The organism is Pseudomonas sp. GL-RE-26 (assembly GCF_019956275.1).
GTDB classification, from domain to species: Bacteria; Pseudomonadota; Gammaproteobacteria; order Pseudomonadales; family Pseudomonadaceae; genus Aquipseudomonas; species Aquipseudomonas grandcourensis.
Window position 1 is genome coordinate 42,288 of record NZ_JAHBDI010000006.1, and the last position, 19,468, is coordinate 61,755.

General features: G+C 60.3%; 16 protein-coding genes. 10 read left to right on the forward strand and 6 right to left on the reverse strand.

Going from position 1 to position 19,468, the window contains the following annotated elements; translation table 11 throughout:
* Nucleotides 1–63: 63 nt before the first annotated feature.
* The 3 genes from KGB07_RS04485 to KGB07_RS04495 all read right to left on the reverse strand — a co-directional run bounded on the left by KGB07_RS04485 (nucleotide 64) and on the right by KGB07_RS04495 (nucleotide 5,066).
* The gene (locus tag KGB07_RS04485) at nucleotides 64–3,150 is read right to left on the reverse strand and encodes an efflux RND transporter permease subunit (RefSeq protein ID WP_046038163.1); all 3,087 of its coding nucleotides are present in this window, start codon (nucleotides 3,148–3,150) and stop codon (nucleotides 64–66) included.
* On the reverse strand, nucleotides 3,147–4,268 hold the full coding sequence (locus KGB07_RS04490; RefSeq protein ID WP_223464718.1) for an efflux RND transporter periplasmic adaptor subunit: 1,122 nt from the start codon (nucleotides 4,266–4,268) through the stop codon (nucleotides 3,147–3,149). Before KGB07_RS04490 ends, KGB07_RS04485 begins: the two co-directional genes overlap by 4 nt.
* Before the next feature lie 177 nt (nucleotides 4,269–4,445).
* A complete protein-coding gene (locus KGB07_RS04495; RefSeq protein ID WP_223464720.1) occupies nucleotides 4,446–5,066 on the reverse strand; it encodes a TetR/AcrR family transcriptional regulator in 621 nt (206 codons plus the stop codon).
* A gap of 87 nt (nucleotides 5,067–5,153) precedes the next feature.
* Between KGB07_RS04495 and KGB07_RS04500 the strand changes: the two genes are divergently transcribed.
* Nucleotides 5,154–6,671 carry an efflux transporter outer membrane subunit gene (locus tag KGB07_RS04500; protein WP_223464721.1) on the forward strand — a complete coding sequence of 506 codons (1,518 nt, stop codon included), beginning with the start codon at nucleotides 5,154–5,156 and terminating at the stop codon, nucleotides 6,669–6,671.
* A gap of 388 nt (nucleotides 6,672–7,059) precedes the next feature.
* On the opposite strand, the gene KGB07_RS04505 is transcribed toward KGB07_RS04500, so the two are convergent.
* The 3 genes from KGB07_RS04505 to KGB07_RS04515 all read right to left on the reverse strand — a co-directional run bounded on the left by KGB07_RS04505 (nucleotide 7,060) and on the right by KGB07_RS04515 (nucleotide 10,590).
* A complete protein-coding gene (locus KGB07_RS04505; RefSeq protein WP_046038160.1) occupies nucleotides 7,060–8,055 on the reverse strand; it encodes an AraC family transcriptional regulator in 996 nt (331 codons plus the stop codon).
* Nucleotide 8,056: 1 nt separating this feature from the next.
* Nucleotides 8,057–9,070 carry an AraC family transcriptional regulator gene (locus tag KGB07_RS04510; protein ID WP_185754738.1) on the reverse strand — a complete coding sequence of 338 codons (1,014 nt, stop codon included), beginning with the start codon at nucleotides 9,068–9,070 and terminating at the stop codon, nucleotides 8,057–8,059.
* A gap of 269 nt (nucleotides 9,071–9,339) precedes the next feature.
* Nucleotides 9,340–10,590, reverse strand: coding sequence for an OprD family porin (locus tag KGB07_RS04515; RefSeq protein ID WP_046038159.1), 1,251 nt, complete (start codon nucleotides 10,588–10,590; stop codon nucleotides 9,340–9,342).
* A 361-nt stretch (nucleotides 10,591–10,951) separates the two neighbouring features.
* Here KGB07_RS04515 and antA point away from each other — a divergent pair, with 361 nt between their 5' ends.
* The 9 genes from antA to KGB07_RS04560 all read left to right on the forward strand — a co-directional run bounded on the left by antA (nucleotide 10,952) and on the right by KGB07_RS04560 (nucleotide 19,387).
* The gene (gene antA / locus KGB07_RS04520; RefSeq protein ID WP_223464723.1) at nucleotides 10,952–12,355 is read left to right on the forward strand and encodes an anthranilate 1,2-dioxygenase large subunit; all 1,404 of its coding nucleotides are present in this window, start codon (nucleotides 10,952–10,954) and stop codon (nucleotides 12,353–12,355) included.
* 2 nt (nucleotides 12,356–12,357) lie between these two features.
* Nucleotides 12,358–12,849 (forward strand): anthranilate 1,2-dioxygenase small subunit, encoded by a 492-nt coding sequence (antB, locus tag KGB07_RS04525; RefSeq protein WP_046038158.1) that lies wholly within the window; start codon nucleotides 12,358–12,360, stop codon nucleotides 12,847–12,849.
* Between the two features lie 19 nt (nucleotides 12,850–12,868).
* Nucleotides 12,869–13,891 carry an anthranilate 1,2-dioxygenase electron transfer component AntC gene (gene antC, locus KGB07_RS04530; RefSeq protein WP_046038157.1) on the forward strand — a complete coding sequence of 341 codons (1,023 nt, stop codon included), beginning with the start codon at nucleotides 12,869–12,871 and terminating at the stop codon, nucleotides 13,889–13,891.
* A gap of 104 nt (nucleotides 13,892–13,995) precedes the next feature.
* Nucleotides 13,996–15,156: an ABC transporter substrate-binding protein gene (locus KGB07_RS04535; protein ID WP_046038156.1), complete on the forward strand. Its 1,161-nt coding sequence runs from the start codon at nucleotides 13,996–13,998 to the stop codon at nucleotides 15,154–15,156.
* Between the two features lie 66 nt (nucleotides 15,157–15,222).
* Nucleotides 15,223–16,134 (forward strand): branched-chain amino acid ABC transporter permease, encoded by a 912-nt coding sequence (locus KGB07_RS04540; protein WP_046038155.1) that lies wholly within the window; start codon nucleotides 15,223–15,225, stop codon nucleotides 16,132–16,134.
* Nucleotides 16,135–16,144: 10 nt separating this feature from the next.
* Nucleotides 16,145–17,161, forward strand: coding sequence for a branched-chain amino acid ABC transporter permease (locus KGB07_RS04545; protein ID WP_046038153.1), 1,017 nt, complete (start codon nucleotides 16,145–16,147; stop codon nucleotides 17,159–17,161).
* A complete protein-coding gene (locus KGB07_RS04550; protein WP_046038152.1) occupies nucleotides 17,158–17,907 on the forward strand; it encodes an ABC transporter ATP-binding protein in 750 nt (249 codons plus the stop codon). The genes KGB07_RS04545 and KGB07_RS04550 overlap by 4 nt, the downstream gene beginning before the upstream one ends.
* Nucleotides 17,900–18,586, forward strand: coding sequence for an ABC transporter ATP-binding protein (locus KGB07_RS04555; RefSeq protein WP_046038151.1), 687 nt, complete (start codon nucleotides 17,900–17,902; stop codon nucleotides 18,584–18,586). The genes KGB07_RS04550 and KGB07_RS04555 overlap by 8 nt, the downstream gene beginning before the upstream one ends.
* Before the next feature lie 6 nt (nucleotides 18,587–18,592).
* Nucleotides 18,593–19,387, forward strand: a complete 795-nt coding sequence (locus KGB07_RS04560) for an alpha/beta hydrolase (protein WP_046038150.1) — start codon at nucleotides 18,593–18,595, stop codon at nucleotides 19,385–19,387.
* The last annotated feature ends 81 nt before the right edge of the window (nucleotides 19,388–19,468 follow it).

Here is a 19,468-nt window from a genome sequence, read left to right on the forward strand (position 1 = left end):
AGTAAACTGGGCCAACGAGCTCATATCGATTTTCCTTTTTGAGACGATCCAGGCACGCAGGTATCAAGCAACATGAGTGTTCGCTGCAAGCTCATGCGCGGGCTCAGGCTTGATCTTGAACCAGAGGGCGTACATCGCTGGCAGGAACACCAAGGTCAGCACTGTGCCGGCAAACGTACCGCCAATCAGGGTGTACGCCAGCGCTCCCCAGAACACCGAATGGGTCAGCGGAATGAACGCCAGCATCGCCGCCAACGCCGTGAGAATCACTGGCCGTGCACGCTGCACAGTGGCTTCGACCACTGCGTCATAAGGCGACAGACCGGCTTGCTTATTAGAGTGAATCTGGCCAATGAGGATCAGCGTGTTGCGCATCAGAATCCCTGACAAGGCAATCAATCCCACCAAGGCGTTGATCCCGAACGGCTGCTGGAACAGCAGCAGAATTGGCACCACACCAATCAGGCCCAAAGGCGCGGTGGCGAACACCATCATCATTGCCGACATCGAGCGCACCTGAATGACGATGGTCAGCAACATCAGCGCGATCATGATCGGGAACAACGGCAGCAATGCCTTGTTTGCTTTACCCGACTCCTCGATCGCGCCGGCAAACTCAATGCGGTAGCCCGCCGGCAGCTTTTCGATGATGGGTTGCAACTGCGTTATCAAGGCGTTGGAGACATCGGGAGGCTGAAGACCTTCAGCCACGTCACCGCGCACGGTGATGGTCGGCGTCCGATCACGACGTCGCAGGATGGGCTCTTCCATGCGCACATCCACCGCCCCTACCTGGGACAGCGAAACGCGCTGGCCTTGGACGCCGGTCAGCGTGAAGGCGGCAATTTTCGATGGATCCAGACGCGTCTCACCAGCGGAGCGAGCGACCACCTGAACCGAACGAATGTCCTCACGCACCTCGGTGACAGGCACCCCCGTGAGCAGAAATTGCAGCTGTTGCGCGACATCGGTCGAGGTCAAGCCGAATGCTTGCAGGCGATCCTGATCCAGCGTGAGATGAAGTGCCGGCACGCGCTCGCCCAAGTCGGTGTTGACGGTCCTCATCATGGGGCTGGCGGTCATGACCTCACGCACCTGCGCGGCGATATCCCGCAACACTGCGGGGTTGGCGCCCATCACCCGAAAGGCCACCGGATACGGTGAGTAAGGACCAAATACCAACTGCGTCACCCGCACGCGGGCTTCAGGCGCCAAGCCATCGGCCGCCGCTTGTCTGAGGCGGAGCTTGAGCGCCTCACGCTCTTGCTGATTCGCGGTCAGGACGACGATTTTTGCGAAGGATGGATCGGGTAGTTCAGGGGCCATCGCCAAGTAGAACCGCGGCGCGCCCTGGCCAATGTAAGCAGTGACGATCTTGGCCTCCGGCTGCTGAGCCAACCACGCCTCGACCTTGGCCGCCGCCACATCAGTCTGTTCGATAGAGGTGCCGTAAGGCATCTGCACCTCAACCAGCACCTCAGGTCGGTCGGACGTGGGGAAGAACTGCTTGTTGACCACGCCCATGCCCAGAATCGCAACAACAAACAAGCCCACGACGGATGTCGCCACCAGGCCTTTGCGGCGGATCACACTGCCCAGCAGGCGCCTGAAACGCTGGTAGTTCGGTGTACCGTAAATCGCCGTATGCCCGCCTTCAGGCACCTTGATCTGCGGCAGCAGTTTGACGCCCAGGTAAGGGGTAAACACCACAGCCACCACCCAGGAAGTGATCAGCGCAATGCCAACGATCCAGAACATGTTCGCGGTGTACTCACCAGCGGTCGACTTGGCAAAACCGTTGGGCATAAAGCCGATCGCCGTCACCAACGTCCCCGACAACATCGGCGCGGCCGTGTGGCTCCAGGCATAAGCGGAGGCCTTGATTCGGTCGTAGCCCTCCTCCATCTTCACCACCATCATTTCAATGGCAATGATTGCATCGTCCACCAGCAGCCCCAGCGCCAGAATCAACGAGCCCAGGGTAATTCGATCGAAGTCTTTGCCCGTGGCCGCCATGACAATGAACACGGCCGCCAGAGTCAGCGGCACCGCTGCGGCAACCACAACGCCGACACGCCAGCCCATGCTGAGAAAACACACCAGCAGCACCACGCCCAAGGCAGCAAAAAACTTCACCATGAACTCGTTGACGGAGGCGCCAATATTCACCGCCTGATCCGTGACCTTGGTCAGGCTCATGCCCAAAGGCATCTGCTCGTTGATCGCTGTGGCCTCAGCGTCCAGCGACTTCCCCAAATCCAGGCCGTTCCAGCCATCGCGCATGACCACGCCGAGCAACAGTGCCGGCTCGCCGTTGTTGCGTACCAGGAATGTCGCGGGGTCCTCATAACCGCGCTTGACCTCAGCCACATCGGACAACTTGAGGGTTCTGCCCTGCACTGTCAGCGGGGTATTGCGAATCTTCTGCAGGTCATCAAACGCGCCATCCAGGCGGATGAAAACCTGGGGCCCCTTCGCTTCTACCGAACCGGCCGGCGTTATCATGTTTTGCGTGTTCAACGCACTGAAGATGTCTCGTGCAGAAATGCCCAGTGTCGCCAGACGCTCGTAGGACAGCTCGACAAAAACGCGCTCGGCCTGTTCACCGATGATGTTGACCTTCTTCACACCCGCCACATGCAGCAGACGCTGGCGCAAGCTCTCGGCTTCGCGCACCAACAGACGTTGGGGCTCGCCCTTGGCCTTGAGCGCATAGAGCGCGAAGGTGACATCGGAATACTCATCATTGACCATCGGGCCGATCACCCCAGACGGCAACCCCTTCTGCTCATCCAGGATTTTCTTGCGCGCCTGGTAAAACTCCTCCTGGACGGCTGAGGGGGGCGTGCTGTCGAGCAGGTACACCGTAGTGAATGCCAAGCCGGGCCGGGTAAAGGTCTCGGTCCGATCGTACCAACGCAGTTCCTGCATGCGTTTTTCCAGCTTTTCTACCACCTGGTCTTGCATCTCCTGGGCCGTCGCCCCAGGCCAGGCGGTGACCACCGTCATTTGTTTAATGGTGAATGCGGGATCTTCCGCACGCCCCAGTTTGAAGAAGGCGTACAACCCACCCACAGAAATCAGCAGGATCAAAAACAGGGTGATTGAGCGCTCGCGTACGGCCAGCGCCGAAAGATTGAAGCCGCTCATCGACTTACCTCAACCACTGAATTTTGCGGAGCATCGGCGAGTTCAGTCCTGACCTTCTCTCCCTCGCTCAGCAAGTGAGCACCCAATGCGACAACACGATCACCCACCTGCAGATCCCCCGTCACGCGCACGCTGGCCTCATTATTCAGGCCGCGAACCTTGATCGGGCGCCATGCCACCTGCTCAGGTTCCCCGCCCACCACCCAGACCCCCGGGCCTTTACCGGCGTCGTAGAGGGCCCCCATGGGCACCTGTAATTCCTTGGCATCAGCAACATCCGTGTCAGCGATAACCACTGAGATTGTCGAACCCAGGGTGGCGTTGGAGAGTGCCCCCTCCAGCACATAACGCGCTTCAAACGTTCGGGTCTGTCGGTCGGCAGAGTCGGACAACTGGCGTAAACGCGCTTTACCTGCAGTCTGGTGCTGGCCGTATAGCTCAACCGTCGCCGCCGAGTCCAGCGCAGGACGTAGCGTCTCGGGTAACTGGATCACGGCCTCGCGCTGCCCTGAATGGGCAACGCGTACCACCACCTGCCCTGCGCCAACTACCTGCCCCGGCTCCGCCAAGGTATCCACTACCACCCCGTCAGCATCCGCCAGCAACGTCGAATAACCGGTCGCGTTTTTCGCCACATCAGCCTGGGCCTGGGCAGCGTTGAGTTGGGCTTTCGCCGAGTCGGCAGCTGCTTTGAACCCTGCGTAAGCTGAAGCAGATACCGCTCCGACGGACACCAGATCACGGTAGCGAAGCTCGTCATCGGAGGCCTGCCGAGCTCGGGCCATGGCGGCCAGTACCGCTTCCTGCTGTGCCCGCGCGGTCAGCGTCAGGTCGTTGGCATCGATTCGCATAAGTGGCTGCCCGCGCTTGACACTCTGTCCAGCATCCACCAAACGCTCCAAGACCTTCCCAGGTACCCGAAAACCGAGATCGCTCTGAACTCGGGCCGCGACGATACCGGTGAATACCCGTGCCGCAGGCGCGGAGGGTTGAACCACGCCGATGCGCACCAAGGGCACTTGAAGGCGAGGATCGGCAGGCGTGGCCTCGTTGCAGGCCGCTAGGGCAAACGGCAACAAGACAATGAAAATGGCTGACATGCGGTGGCGCTGGATCATAAAGACCTCTCGGTAGCGGATGCACCATGCTTATTCAAGTGACCATTTATGTCAATAGTCACTACCGAGACGAATGAACATCGCCCACTTGATCAGAGCAAAGCAAAGAGGCTCGATATCTAGTTTTTTCAGGCGCACACGCTGATACGGATGCGCAGCGCATCCGTCAGCAGAGGTTTAAGGCATCAGGCTGCGCAGAACAAGATTGGAGATGAGAGAAGGGGCTTCTTCAACAAAATCGAGGTTGTACTGCAATAGCAGAGGATTGATGAAGGGCCGCAGAGCGAGATGAATCGCCTCTACCGTCTCGTCCAGCGGAGTCTTGCGTTCAAACTCACCGAGCTCTCGCCCCTCACGCACGATTTGCAACACGAAGCTCTTGATCTGAGCGTCATAGACTTGTGAGCTGGGCCATCGCTCCGACGCGGCGAACGCTGCGATGTCGTAGAGTTTACGGTCGTTAAAGAACAGGCTCACACCTGTAGCGATTAAGGTTTTGACCAGGCGCCGAAAACGTTCAGTCGGCGAGATGCCGTCTACATTGATGGCTTGCTCCACTGCCGCAACGATTTCAGTCAGGCAATTGGTACAGATAGCGTTACCAATCGCCTGCTTGGATTCAAAGAATTTGTAGATGTAAGCCTTGGAAAAGCCGATGGCCTTGGCTAGGTCAGAAACCGTTGTTTTGCCATAACCGTATTGACTGAAATGTTCGTTGGCCGCCGCGACAATCTGGTCTCGAATGTCGTGATCGGCTGGGCCACGGGCGCTGGGCGAAGAAACTGATGGCTGATTCATGCGAGCAGCTTACTCATCCCAAAGGTGGTTGACAACTTGTGACCAAATTGTAATATCGTCACAAACCGACCCTTTCGCAGGTATCGCATGTACCCTCCTCCTCGTTTCGCCGTCTTACTGTGTTTGGGTATGGTTGCAGGTTGCGCAGTGGGCCCCGACTACTCAAAACCCCGTGTGGAATTGCCCGAGCATTTCTCGGCGCAAACGTCCAAGGCACGACAAGTGGCCGCCGCAAATGCCGATCTCGCCGCTTGGTGGAACGCATTTAATGACCCGATACTCAGTCAGCTGATAAATCGAGCACTTGAACAGAACCTCGATTTAGCCCAGGCAAGCGCAAGGATCGATCAGGCTCGCGCCGGTTTGGGGGCCGCTAACGCAGCACTCCTGCCGTCGGCCACCGTCAACGGTCAAGCGGCCCGAGCCCGACAGTCATTGGAGACTCCGTTAGGCCAAGTGCTGAATTCAGACCCTTCCTATAATCGCTACGGCAGTGCCTATGAGGCGAATTTGAATGCCAGTTGGGAGCTGGATGTGTTTGGCGGGCTGCGCCGAGGTAAAGAAGCGGCCTTCGCCGATTATCAGGCCTCGCAAGCCGGAGCGATTGCCACACGCCTGGCAGTGGTCGCGCAAACAGCCGACCTTTACATCAGCATCCGTGGCCTGCAAGCACGTCTGGAAATTGCCCGGCAGCAAGTAGACACACGACAACAACTGCTCACCACCATCGAACATCTCTACGCAAAAGGCCTGGCGGCTGAACTGCAGTTGAACCAGACCCAAGGCGCGCTGAACCAAGCGCAGGCCACCGTGCCGGTACTGCAAGCAGGCATTGACACGGCAATGAATGCGCTGGATGTCATGTTGGGCAAGGCGCCCGGCACTTACAGCGCGCAGTTGACTAAGCTGGCGCCCATCCCTGAGGTGCCAGGCCTCTCGGACATGGGCGCTCCAGCCGACCTGCTGCGTCGGCGTCCAGACTTGATCGTCGCGGAGCGCCGTCTTGCGGCATCCAGCGCGCGCATCGGCGAAGCCATGTCCGAGTACTACCCCAAACTGTCTGTGGCTGCGCTGCTCGGCAGTGCTACATCGGTATCCAGCGCAAACCTGTTCAGCAACGGCGCCAGTCAGGCTTCGGCGGCACTGGGATTACGCTGGCGGCTGTTCGATTTTGGCCGCATCAACGCCCAGATTGATTTGGCAAAGGGCCAGGAAGCCGAAGCCTTGGCCGCTTACCGCCAGTCCGTTCTGCGGGCCTGCGAAGATGTGGAAAGCGCTGTTTCGGCACGGATCAACCGCGAGCAACAATCGACCCAGCTCGCCCAGGGCGAGTCGGCGTATGCGAAAGCCAGAGCGACATCGTTTGCCGCCTATGAAAAAGGCGTGGTCAGCTTGATCGAAGTGCTGGATGCCGATGAACATCTCCTAGCGGCATCTGATGGCAGAGCCCAGGCACAAACTGAATCGGCTCGCGCTGCAGTGGCCACGTTCAAAGCATTGGGCGGCGGTTGGCAGCGAGATGACTCAGATGCTCGCGTTGTCTCAAAAAGAGCGGAAACTCGAATGGTTTTTCCTGATCCAGGGATATCGAAAGAACTCCAATAAAATACGGGCTGGATTAGGATAATCGTAGGGATATATATACTAAAAAACAGAGTAATTTCATTGTAGAACAAATGCTTATTTTTCTGTTCGAGTCCAGGTCGTGCCAGATTATGTTCAGAGAAGGGTTTCAAAATCTCTGACCACCAAAAACCCGCCTTCCGGCGCAATACCGTTCATTTAAGAGATAGAGCGAGCAATAAGTAACCTGTGGCGAGGGAGCTTGCTCCCGCTGGACTGCGCAGCAGTCCCATTTTAGGGCCGCTTCGCGCCCCAGCGGGAGCCAGCTCCCTCGCCACAGATACAGTGTTCGTCCTTAAGTGAACAGCATTACGCCTTCCGGCGGGTTTTTTCGTTTTGGCGCTGCCGGCCGGGATTCAGCTGAACCCGCTCATGCCTGAGACTTCATCGTCTGCTTCGGCAACTCTCCAAACCGCTGCCGATAGTAATTGGCAAACCGCCCCACATGCCCGAACCCGAACTCCAGCGCCACTTCAGTCACGCTGGAATTCGGCCTCGCCAGCATGAACTCCCGGGCGGCTTCAAGCCGTAATCCGCGCAAGCGGTCCATCGGGCTTTGACCGTATTCGCGCTGGCACAAGGTGTTCAAGCTGCGGATGCTCACCCCAACGGCAACCGCCAGTTCAGCCAGAGTGATGCCCTGGACAAGGTGTTCGCGCATACAAGCGTCGATTTTTTGCAGTTGGCGGGTGGGCTGCCGCGGCGACAGCGACTCTTGTTGCGCAATGCCACAATGGCTGAGCAGAAACAGCGGCAGGCTTTGCTCCAGATGCTGCAACCAGCGCGAAGGCGTTGCGCTTGCTTCGCCCTCGGGCAAATGCTCCAGCAACTCGCTGACCAGTCGAAACCAGCGCATCGCCAGTGGCCGTTGCAGGCGGCTGACCGGTGCCAGCGTGAAGCCCGATGGCAAGTCGTCGGCCAGCGCCCTCTGGCTGGCGTCGAGCAATGCCCGAGGCAGTTTGAGGATCAGTTGCTCGCAGCCCTCCTCCCACACCACTCGAGCCTGCTCACGCGGGGACAGAATCGCCACTTCTCCAGGGCTGACGCTATAGCCCATGCCGTCGGAATCCAGGGTGGCCCTGCCGCGCAGCGGCATCTGTACCAGCACGAAATCTTCGAAAGGCTGCGGCCGGATTTCTACCTGGCCACCGTAGCGCAGCGCATAGAGTTCGCAGCTGGCAACCTGGCCACGATAGAGCGCCGTATCGACGCCGCCCCGTGGCCAATCCAACTCATGTTCCACCAGCGCTTGCCCCATCAAACGCTGGGTTTCCTGCGCCGAGCGGCTGGTGAAGACCGGCTCGCGGCACATCAGCGACAAGTTCAGGCCCACGCTGTTGGCGGTGGCGGCTTGTAAGGTCGTCATCTCAAAGCGACCGATTGCGACGAGCTTCGCTGCGTTGCAGAGTGGCGCTGGGCGTTTCGTTGAACAGCTTGCGGTACTCGCTGGCGAACCGACCCAGATGCGAGAACCCCCAACACATCGCGATCACCGAGATGTTGCGCACCGAGGCGTCTTCTAGGATTTCCTGGCGCACCGCGCCGAGGCGATACTTTTTCAGGTAAGCCATGGGCGAGACGCCGAAGTGCTTGCGAAAGCCTTCGAACAGTTTGAAGCGGGACACACCTGCTGCCGCCTCGATGTCTTCCAGGTGCATGTCTTCGCGGGCGTTGCTTTCGATGAAGTCCTTGGCGCGCACCAGGTAGTACGGCAACTTGACGCCCAGTTGGTCACGCAGTTCGGCACTGTAGTTGTTGGGCTGGGAAAGGATCAGACCCTTGATCAGCGCGCTTTCGATATCGCGGGTGAAGAACACTTGATTGAACAGACCCTGGCCGCGCTCCAGCTCATCGATGTAGTAACGGGCCAGCCGCCACCAGGAAGCAGAGGCACCGTTGACCGCGTCCATCACCGGCTCGAATTTCAGCGGCATTTCCAGCGGGCGCTGCAGCATGCCTTCCAGGGTCTGGCGCATGGCCATGCGGGTGATCACCACGGAGATCTTGTGGCAGTCACCGGCCATGGTCAGCGCCTGGGTTTCGTGGGGGGTCACGATCAGGCCCTGGTCCTGGCTGGAGTACAACCGGCGACCGTCCTTGACCAACTCCTGCTCGCCGCGAATCGGCAGGCTGAGACTGTAGCAATTGAGGTGTTCGGCATCCTCGACGCCGATGGTCACGTCGGTGCCGTATTCCATCCTGCCCAAGGTCGTGGACATCGATTTGAACACATTGGCCTTGTGGTGAAACTGAATCCGGTTTGGCTGGCTAGTCTGCAGTTCGTGCGGCCCGCAAATACCGGCCATCCACGCACGGGCACCGGCCAGGTCGTAGCGATCTATGCGGATATCTCGAAACTGGGCAACATTTGGTTCGGTCATCTCAGTACACCCACGGCAATAGACATCGACACGCTCTTCGGCGCGTATTTACATTGGGTTTGCAAGGGCTATGCCCAGCCGGTGCGAACAGGCGATATCCGCATTTTTTGGCTAGTAATCGGAAACTATCTGGATATCGAACGCGTTGAGCGGCGTTGAGCGGCGTTGACGCGCACAGCAACGGTGCCGGCCATGGTCAACGCCATGGGCAATGCGCTACCCAAGGCGTCACTTCAGCGCACAACCGCGTTCGATTTGAGGGCAGGACGTTACCAAAATTTCCAGGTGTAAGTGGTGATCAGGCGGTTCTCCACCCAGTCATTGCCGTGGCTGAATTTGGCAACGACGTTGCCGGCCTCCACCCCCACGCCTTTGAGCGGGCCACTTTGCACCACATAAGACAGCACCAGGTCACGCTCCTGCTCCGCCGCCTGGCTGAGGTTGTCGCCACGGTCCACCGACGTACCCTTGAAGTAGCGGGTCATGAAATTCAGGCCGGGTACGCCGAGGGCGGCGAAATCGTAGTCATAACGGGCCTGCCAGGATTTTTCGTTGGGCTTGATGAACCCGACCCGCGACCAGTTCACCAGAAACGGCTGCGGGACATAACCGCCCAGGGTCGGAAAGTTGCTGTCACCGAGCATGCGCTGGTACCCCACGCCGAAGCGGTGCCCGCCCTTTTTCAGCGAGGTCATTGCACCGTAGGAACGGTTGTCGATGTCGCCGTAGAGGGCATCGCCGTCTTCGCTGTTGTTGAAGTAACGCAGGTCGGTCTTTAGCCCATAACCGCCGCCCAGATCAGCCAGATGGGTGATACCCAGGTAGTGCTGCTGATAGATGTCTTCCAGTTGCGCGTAGAAGTAGGTGCCGGTCAACGAAGGGGTGAAGGCATAACTGGCGCCAGCGAGGTTAAGGCCGTCGCTGCCGTGGCGCACGCCGGAGCCGGTCTGCAGGTACAGCTTTTCGTAGTTGGAGGAATTACGCGCCCCGATCTCCGTCAGCCGTCCGGCGGTCAAGGTCAGACGGTCGACTTCCTTGGACTCGAGCAAGGCACCGCGATAGGTCGTGACCAGTTGGCGCGAATCGTCAATGATCACCACTGGCAGTAACGGCCGCAACTCACCGACTTTCAGCTCGGTTTTCGAATAGCGCATTTTCAGCGTCACACCGCCACGGCCGTATTCATCGGCCTGCTCCTGACGGCTCTGGCTGTAAGGGATGATGGTGTCATCGCCGCGCCCGCCACCGCCGTCCAGACGATAGGCATACTGCGCCTCCGCATCGAGGCCGAACTGCACCGGGCCTTCGGTATAGCCGGAGGCGAAACGCAGGTCGAAACCCTGGGTCCAACTGCCCACTCGCGAATGGGGCGGGTTGTTCTCCTTGTAATCCCGATCAATGTAAAAGTTGCGGGTACCCAGCGTCAGCTTGCTGTCATTGACCACATCTGCCTGTACCAACAATGGCGTCAACAAGCCAACTGCTTGAACCCCCCGAACTAACCACGCTTTATGCAACATGTTATTTCTTCCCCCTGCCGCTTATATAGCAACACATGAATAGAAGGCACTTCTGGTACGGAACCCAAGGCCATGAGAAATGGCAGTTTCCAGCGACCTGCGGCGAGACACTCTGGTGGTGCTTCGATTGAAATTAAGCCGCAACAAGTTCGTCAGCGGCTATCCCGTTACTGAACGACAAATAGCCATTTGCTCAGCCGACGAGCGCGACAGAAGCCAGTGTTTACGGGGATAACTCACCGACAACCGAGGAACAGGGCTTATTTTCCGGATGGGTTTCCACTAATAAGCGGATAGACCCTGCCAGCCACCACGTCATTAAATGAAGCCATGAATTAGCCCATTGGCCGAGGACTGGGAAATGACAACTGCACGAAGCATCGAACAGTGGAAAAGTTATATAGAAAGTTGCCTGGACTTCCGCCCGCAAGACGGGGTTTATCGCATTGCCCGCGATATGTTTACCGACCCGGAACTATTCGACCTGGAAATGGAACTGATTTTCGAGAAGAACTGGATCTACGCCTGCCACGAAAGCGAGATAGCCAATAATCACGACTTCATGACGATGCGGGCCGGGCGCCAGCCACTGATCATCACCCGCGACGGGGAAGGTCGTCTCAACGCCCTGATCAACGCCTGCCAGCACCGCGGCACCACACTCACCCGCGTCGGCAAGGGCAACCAGTCGACCTTCACCTGCCCTTTCCACGCCTGGTGCTACAAAAGCGACGGCCGCCTGGTGAAGGTCAAGGCGCCGGGCGAATACCCCGAAGGTTTCGACAAGGCCACCCGCGGTCTGAAAAAAGCCCGTATCGAAAGCTACAACGGCTTTGTGTTCGTCAGCCTCGACGTGGAGGGCACCGACACCCTGGAAGACTTCCTCGGTGACGCCAAGGTGTTCTTCGACATGATGGTGGCGCAGTCGCCGACCGGTCAGCTCGAAGTGCTACCGGGCAAGTCGGCCTACACCTACGAAGGCAACTGGAAACTGCAGAACGAGAACGGCCTGGACGGTTATCACGTCAGCACTGTCCACTACAACTACGTGGCCACCGTGCAGCACCGCCAGCAGGTCAACGCCGAAAAAGGCTTAAGCGCGGGCGACACCCTGGACTACAGCAAGCTGGGTGCCGGCGACAAGGAAACCGACGACGGCTGGTTCGCCTTCCACAACGGCCACAGCGTGCTGTTCAGCGACATGCCCAACCCTGCCGTGCGCCCGGGCTACGCCACCATCATGCCGCGCCTGGTCAAGGAACACGGCCAGGGCAAGGCCGAGTGGATGATGCACCGCCTGCGCAACCTGAACGTCTACCCGAGCATGTTCTTCCTCGACCAGATCAGCTCGCAGTTGCGGATCATCCGCCCGCTGGCCTGGAACAAGACCGAAATCAACAGCTACTGCCTGGGCGTGGTCGGCGAGTCGGATGCGGATCGGGAAAACCGCATTCGCCAGTTCGAAGACTTCTTCAACGTGTCCGGCATGGGCACCCCCGATGACCTGGTGGAGTTTCGTGAAGCCCAGCGCGGCTTTCAGGCCCGCCTGGAACGCTGGAGCGACATTTCCCGTGGCGAAGGCAAGTGGGTCGCAGGCGCCACCCGCAACAGCGAAACCATTGGCATCACTCCGGCACTCACCGGCACCGAGTTCACCCATGAAGGCCTGTACGTCAACCAGCACGCCAACTGGCAGCGCTTTTTGCTCGAAGGCCTGGCGCGCAAGGCGGCCGAACAACAACCGTTGAAACTGCGTGAGGTGTGAACATGAATTCCCAACTGCAATATCGCGTCGAGCAATTTCTTTACCGCAAAGCCGAGGCCTGTGATGCCCAGGACTGGGACACCTATCTGGCCATGTTCAGCGACGACAGCGAATTCCACCTGCCGCAATGGGATTCGGAGCACGTCTACACCACCGACCCGAAAAAAGGCATGTCGCTGATCTATTACCCCAACCGGGGCGGCCTGGAAGACCGGGTGTTCCGCATTCGCACCGGCAAGGCGGCGTCGACCATCCCGATGCCGCGCACCCTCCACCTGATCAGCAACGTGCGCATCGCGCCGCTGCAGGACGATGAGCTGGAGGTGCGTGTCAACTGGAGCACCCTGTACTACCGCATGCAGACCGCCGAGCAGTTCTTCGGCCGCGCCACGTACCGTCTGCGCCCCGACGGCGAGAGCTGGAAAATCGCCCGCAAACACGTGGTGCTGCTCAACGACACGATCAACTCCGTGCTCGATTTCTACCATCTCTGAACCCTGCGGATTAACGCTCATGACGTACAAGGTCGCCTTCAGTTTCGCCGACGGTAAAACTCTCTTCTGCAACGTGCAGAACAATGAAATCCTGCTCGACGCGGCCCTGCGCAGCGGGATCAAGATTCCGTTGGACTGCCGCGAAGGGGTTTGCGCGACCTGCCAGGGCCGCTGTGAATCCGGGCAGTACACCCAGGACTACGTGGACGATGAAGCGCTGTCGGCCAGCGACCTGGCTGAGCGCAAGGTGCTGACCTGCCAGACGCGCGTACAGTCGGACGCCACTTTCTACTTCGACTTCGACTCGAGCCTCTGCGGCAGTAGCGGCCCGAGCAGCCTGCAAGGCACCGTGAGCGAGGTGCGACAGGTCTCCCCAACCACCGCCATCGTGCACGTGGAAGTGGGCGCAGCGGGCGCGGCGCTGGACTATCTGCCGGGCCAGTACGCGCGCCTGCAAGTCCCGGGCACCGAGCATCGGCGCTCGTATTCCTTTGCCTGCGCGCCGGGCAGCAGCAACCTGCAGTTCCTCATTCGCCTGCTGCCCAGCGGCGTGATGACCGACTACGTGCGCGATCGCTGCCAGGTCGGTGATGTGATTCACATGGAAGCGCCGCTAGGAGCCTTCTACTTGCGCCATATCGACCGCCCGCTGGTGATGGTGGCTGGCGGCACCGGGCTGTCGGCATTCCTGGGCATGCTCGAGCAGATCGCCGACCAGCATGGCTGCGCTCACCCGGTACACCTCTACTACGGCGTGCGCGAGGCCGCGGACCTGTGCGAGGTCTCGCGCATCGAGGCCTATGCCGCAAGGATCCCGGGGTTCCGTTTCACGCCCGTGGTCAGCACCCCCAACCCCGACTGGCCGGGCAAGACCGGCTATATCGCCGATCACCTGGAGTTGGCCGAGCTGCGTGACCAGCCGTTCGACCTGTACCTGTGCGGCCCGCCGCCGATGGTCGAGTCGATCAAGGACTGGCGCCAGCAGCACGGCCTGGATCAAAGCCGCCTTTACCTGGAGAAGTTCACCGAGAGCAACAGCTGACACAGCGACCCATAACAACAATCAATCGGCCCGACCGAACACTGAATCACTGCCCTCATCGATATCTACCGTGCGTTGGCACGACCTACTTCATAGGCCGCCTCATGAAAAACCTGGTATTGCGTGCATGTCTGGCAACCTCCCTCTACGCAGCGACGGCTGCCCAGGCCGTGGAGCCTGTCCGAATCGGCTTCATCACCACCCTCTCCACCCCCGCCGGCTACCTGGGCGAAGACTCGCGAGATGGCTTTCAGCTGGCGATCGATCAGGAAGGCGGCAAGCTCGGCGGCGTGCCGGTGCAACTCATCGTGGAAGATGATGGCCTGCAACCGGCCAAAGCCAAGCAGATCGCAGACCGCATGAGCCTGGACGGTATCTCGCTGTACACCGGGGTGATTTTCTCCAACGTGCTGGCAGCCGTGATCAACACCGCCACCAAGGACGGTTTCTACGTCAGCAACAACACCGCGCCCTCGACCCTGGCCGGTGAAAAGTGCATGGCCAACTACTTTGTCGGCTCCTACCAGAACGACACCCCGCACGAAATGGCCGGTATCGCCGCCAATGAGCTGGGCTACAAGAAAATGGTGATCCTGGCACCCAACTATCAGGGCGGCCGTGACGCACTGGCCGGCTTCAAGCGCACCTTCAAGGGCGAAGTGACCGAGATCTACACCAAGCTCAACCAGCTGGATTTCTCGGTGGAGCTGGCGCGCGTACGTGCGCTGGCGCCGGATGCGATCTTCCAGTTTCACCCGGGCGGCGGCGGCATCAACTTCGCCAAGCAATACGGCGGCTCGGGCCTGTCGGCGCAAATCCCGATGGTGGTACCGGTGTTCTCCATGGATGAACGCATGCTCGCCGCCACCGGCGAAGTGGCCAAGGGCACCAACATCGTCACCCTGTGGAACCCGCAATCGGACAACCCGGCCAACCAGGCCTTCGTCAGGGCCTTCACCGAGAAATACAAGCGCGTCCCGACGGTGTATGCCGCCCAGACTTACGACACGGCACGGCTGATTGGCGCCGCCCTGAAAACCTCCCAGGGCAATCTCAAAGACCAGGCGGCCTTCCGCACGGCCATGAAGAACGTCAAGTTCGATTCCATTCGCGGTGATTTCAGCTTCGCCCAAAACCAGCACCCGGTGATCGACTGGTACCTGCTGCAAGTGCAGGCCGGTGCCGACGGCAAGCTGATCGAAGTGCCGATCAAGACCCTGGCGACCCACCACGTCGACAGCTACGCAGCTCAATGCTCGATCTGACCGGCACCTGAGCCCCGTCCTCGCCCTGCAGTACAACTGCGGGGCGTTTTCATGAGGAACGCAGTCATGTTATTGCTCGAACAGATTCTCAACGGCCTGCAATACAGCGCCTTGCTGTTTCTGCTGGCCTCAGGCCTGACCCTGATTTTCGGCATCATGGGCGTGATCAACCTGGCCCACGGCGCCTTTTACATGGTGGGTGCTTTCTGCGCCGCCTACACCGCCATGGCCACCGGTTCGTTCTGGCTCGGCGGCCTGGCCGCGTTGATCGGTTCGGCCTGTTACGGCGCGCTGATCGAAACCTCGATCATGCGCCGCCTCTACAATCGCGATCACCTGGATCAGGTGCTGGCGACTTTGGCCGTGGTGTTTTTCAGCAACGAACTGCTGACCCTGATCTTCGGCCGCAGCCCACCGGCGATGCCCACGCCCGAATGGTATTCAAGTTTTGTCGAAGTGCTACCGGGGCTGATGTACCCGGTCAGCCGGCTGCTGTTTATCGCCGCAGGGCTGGTGGTGGCAGTCGGCATGTGGCTGCTGATCAACCACACGCGCCTGGGCATGCTGATTCGCGCCGGTGCCGACGACCATGAAATGGTCGGCGCGCTGGGCGTCAACATCGCCCGGCTGTACACCTTGGTGTTCGTATTCGGCTGCGTGCTGTGCGGCCTGGCCGGTTTCATGGCGGCACCGCTGCTGTCGGTGGAGATCGGCATGGGTGAAAAGATCTTGATCACCACCTTCGTGGTCATCGTCGTCGGCGGTGTCGGCTCGGTGCGCGGCGCGTTGGTGGGAGCCTTGCTGATCGGCATGGTCGACAGCCTGGGCCGTGCCTACATTCCGCCGCTGCTGGACCAACTGCTGCCCAGCGAAACCAGCGGCACCCTGAGCGCCGGGCTGATTTCCGCCAGCGCCTACATCGTCATGGCCCTGGTGCTGCTGGTGCGTCCGCGCGGCCTGCTACCGGCCCGTGCCTGAGGAGAACGCCATGTCACCACGCCTTATCATCGACCTTGCGTGCCTGGCGACCTTCGCCTGCATGCCGTTGCTGGCCCACTGGCTGCACGAACCCTACCTGGTCAGCTTCTTCACCCGCCTTGCGATCTACGGCATGGCGGCCATCAGCCTGGACCTGCTGATCGGATATGGCGCCATGGTCAGCTTCGGCCACGCCGCATTCTTCGGCCTGGGCGGTTATATCGTCGGCATCGTTGCCTTTCACACCTCGCAAGGCCTGCCGCTGTGGGGCTGGGAAGGCAGCAACAGCGCGCTGGTGGTGTGGCCCCTGGCCCTGCTGGTGTGCGCGCTGCTCTCGCTGCTGGTGGGTTATCTGTCGCTGCGCACCAGCGGCGTGCAGTTCATCATGATCACACTGGCGTTCGGCCAGATGCTCTACTTCGTGCTCGGCTCGCTATCGCTGTACGGCGGCGACGACGGCATTCTGCTCAACGAGCGCAATACCTTCGGCGCACTGGATCTGGGCGACGCCAACCACTTCTACTACCTGTGCGTGGTCTTGCTGGCCGGCTGGTTGCTGCTGTGTCGGCGACTGGTCAATTCACGATTTGGTTTTGTGCTGCGCGGGCTCAAGCAGAGCGAGCGGCGCAGCGTCAGCCTGGGCCTCAAACCCTTGCGCTATCGCCTGACGGCGTTTGTGATCGCCGGCACCGGCGGTGGCCTGGCGGGGATTCTGTGGGCCAACTACGCGCTGTTCGTCAGCCCCGACATGGGCGCCTGGCAGAAGTCCGGCGAACTGATGGCGATGGTGATCCTCGGCGGCGTCGGCACCCTGCTCGGCCCACTGCTGGGCGCGGCGACCTACCTGGGGCTCGAACAGGTACTGAGCCAGTGGACCGAGCACTGGATGCTGATCTTCGGCCCCCTGCTGTTACTGGTGGTGCTGTTCGGCAAGAAAGGCGTCTACGGATTGCTGCTAAGCCTGTTGCAGCGCAAACCGAAGGTGGTTGCCATCAAACCGAACGCCGCCGTGGAGGTACGCCCATGAGCGCACAGCTATCGATTCGTGATCTACACAAGGCCTTCGGCGCGGTGAACGCCACCAACGGCGCCAGCCTTGAACTGGCCAAGGGCGAGTTGCACGCCATCATTGGCCCCAACGGCGCCGGTAAATCCACGCTGATCGCGCAGATCGCCGGGGAAGTTTTCCCCGACCACGGCCAGATTCACCTCAACGGCCAGGACATCACCCGCGTACCGGCCTGGCAGCGGCCGCGCCTGGGATTGGCGCGGGCCTTCCAGGTCAGCCAGCTGTATACCGAGTTCACCCTGCTGGAGAACGTCGCCCTGGCCATCGCCGCCCGCGACGGCAAGGCGTTCGGCATGTGGCGTCCGCTGAGCCGCGACACCCGTTTGCTGGAACCGGCGCTGGGCTACTTGCAGCAGGTGGGCCTGGGCCTTCGCGCGCAAGACCCGGTCCACGAACTTTCCCATGGAGAACGGCGGCAACTGGAGATCGCCCTGGCTCTGGCTCAGGAAGCTTCGGTGCTATTGCTCGATGAGCCGATGGCCGGGATGGGTGCCGACGAATCCGCGCGCATGACCGAGCTGCTGCACAGCCTCAAGGGCCGTTACGCGATCCTGCTGGTCGAACACGACATGGACGCGGTATTCGCCCTCGCCGACCGCATCACGGTGCTGGTGTACGGCCAGACGGTGCTGACCGGCAGCGTCGAACAAGTGCGCAACGACCCGCAAGTGCGGGCCGCTTACCTGGGAGAAGAACATGCTTGACGTTCAAGGCTTGAAAGCGGGCTATGGCTTGAGCCAGGTGTTGTTCGACATGCACCTGAGTATCGAGCAGGGCCAGGTGGTGTCGCTGATCGGCCGCAACGGCATGGGCAAGACCACCACGGTCAAATCGATCATGGGGTTGCTCAAGCCCAGCGCCGGCAGCATCCGCATCAACGGTACGGAAATGCGTGGTGCTGCGCCCTATCGCATCGCCAAGGCCGGCCTCGGACTGGTGCCAGAGGGCCGCCGCGCCTTCGGCACCTTGAGCGTGCGGGAAAATCTGCTGGCCACCGCCACGCGGGGCAAGTGGGATTTGGCGCGGGTCTATGAACTGTTCCCGCGTTTGCTGGAGCGCCAGGAGCAGCTGTCACGCACCCTGTCGGGCGGCGAGCAGCAGATGCTGGTGGTCGGCCGCGCGCTGTTGACCAACCCCAGCCTGCTGATTCTCGACGAAGCCACTGAAGGCCTTGCACCGATCATTCGCGAGCAGATCTGGAGTTGCCTGGCCACCCTCAAGGCCGAGGGCGAGACAATTCTGGTGATCGACAAGAACCTCAAGGAAATGGCGCGGGTGGTCGACCGTCATCACATCATCGAGAAGGGGCGCCAGGTCTGGGATGGCACACCGGTGGAGCTGGCGGCTCAACCCGAACTGTCGCAACGCTACCTGGGAGTGTGAGCAGCCATGGACCTCAATCAGGCTTACAACAACGTCGCAGCCGTGGGTAATTTTCCACAGATCATGCAGCGTTTTCGCCAGTGCAGTGCCCAGACCTATGCGAACCACGCCTGGCAGCGTGATGTGTCGTATGGCAATGCCAGGCGCGAGCGTTTCGACTGGTACGCCCAGGCGAATGCCGGGGCGCCGACACTGCTGTTCATTCATGGCGGTTACTGGCAAGCCTCGGACAAGGACGACTACGCCTTTATCGCAGAGGGCCTGATCGAAGCGGGTTTCAATGTCGGTTTGCTGGAATACACCCTCGCGCCCGAGGCGAGCATGGGCACCATCGTCGGACAGATCGGCAAGGCACTGGACTACCTGCTTGCGCATCGCGAAGCCTTGAACATCGGTCAGCAGGTGGTGCTGTGCGGGCACTCGGCGGGTGGCCATCTGACCGCGCTGTATCGCCGGCATCCGCTAGTGACCCTGGCCATGCCGATCAGCGGCCTGATGGAGCTTGAACCCATCAGCCGTTGCTGGCTAAACGATAAGCTGCAACTGAGCGAAGAGGACATCGAGCGCTATAGCCCGCAAAGGCTGATCGGCGATGGCGCACCGTTGTTGGTGACCGTGGGCGGGGATGAGTTGCCGGAGTTGATCCGCCACTCGCGCGAGTACGCCAGTGCCTGTCGCGAGGCGGGGCATGCCGTGAGCCTTGTCGAGCTTGCAGGGTGTCATCACTTTGCTGTGCTGGACGATCTGGCCAAGGCGGATGGCGAACACTTGCGGGCCCTGCTTGAGCACCTCAAGCGTTAGCCTGCCTGCAGGAGCGCGCTCGCTCCTGCAATTCACTCTCGCCAGATGTGGATACCGGTTTGCCGTTTGCGGCTTTTTTGA

Coding starts and splice junctions, on each gene's coding strand:
- KGB07_RS04485 (WP_046038163.1), bottom strand. CDS start 3,150: ATGAGCGGCTTCAATCTTTCGGCGCTGGCCGTACGCGAGCGCTCAATC.
- KGB07_RS04510 (WP_185754738.1), bottom strand. CDS start 9,070: ATGACCGAACCAAATGTTGCCCAGTTTCGAGATATCCGCATAGATCGC.
- KGB07_RS04545 (WP_046038153.1), top strand. CDS start 16,145: ATGTCACCACGCCTTATCATCGACCTTGCGTGCCTGGCGACCTTCGCC.
- antC (WP_046038157.1), top strand. CDS start 12,869: ATGACGTACAAGGTCGCCTTCAGTTTCGCCGACGGTAAAACTCTCTTC.
- KGB07_RS04515 (WP_046038159.1), bottom strand. CDS start 10,590: ATGTTGCATAAAGCGTGGTTAGTTCGGGGGGTTCAAGCAGTTGGCTTG.
- KGB07_RS04555 (WP_046038151.1), top strand. CDS start 17,900: ATGCTTGACGTTCAAGGCTTGAAAGCGGGCTATGGCTTGAGCCAGGTG.
- antA (WP_223464723.1), top strand. CDS start 10,952: ATGACAACTGCACGAAGCATCGAACAGTGGAAAAGTTATATAGAAAGT.
- KGB07_RS04560 (WP_046038150.1), top strand. CDS start 18,593: ATGGACCTCAATCAGGCTTACAACAACGTCGCAGCCGTGGGTAATTTT.
- KGB07_RS04500 (WP_223464721.1), top strand. CDS start 5,154: ATGTACCCTCCTCCTCGTTTCGCCGTCTTACTGTGTTTGGGTATGGTT.
- KGB07_RS04505 (WP_046038160.1), bottom strand. CDS start 8,055: ATGACGACCTTACAAGCCGCCACCGCCAACAGCGTGGGCCTGAACTTG.
- antB (WP_046038158.1), top strand. CDS start 12,358: ATGAATTCCCAACTGCAATATCGCGTCGAGCAATTTCTTTACCGCAAA.
- KGB07_RS04540 (WP_046038155.1), top strand. CDS start 15,223: ATGTTATTGCTCGAACAGATTCTCAACGGCCTGCAATACAGCGCCTTG.
- KGB07_RS04535 (WP_046038156.1), top strand. CDS start 13,996: ATGAAAAACCTGGTATTGCGTGCATGTCTGGCAACCTCCCTCTACGCA.
- KGB07_RS04550 (WP_046038152.1), top strand. CDS start 17,158: ATGAGCGCACAGCTATCGATTCGTGATCTACACAAGGCCTTCGGCGCG.
- KGB07_RS04495 (WP_223464720.1), bottom strand. CDS start 5,066: ATGAATCAGCCATCAGTTTCTTCGCCCAGCGCCCGTGGCCCAGCCGAT.
- KGB07_RS04490 (WP_223464718.1), bottom strand. CDS start 4,268: ATGATCCAGCGCCACCGCATGTCAGCCATTTTCATTGTCTTGTTGCCG.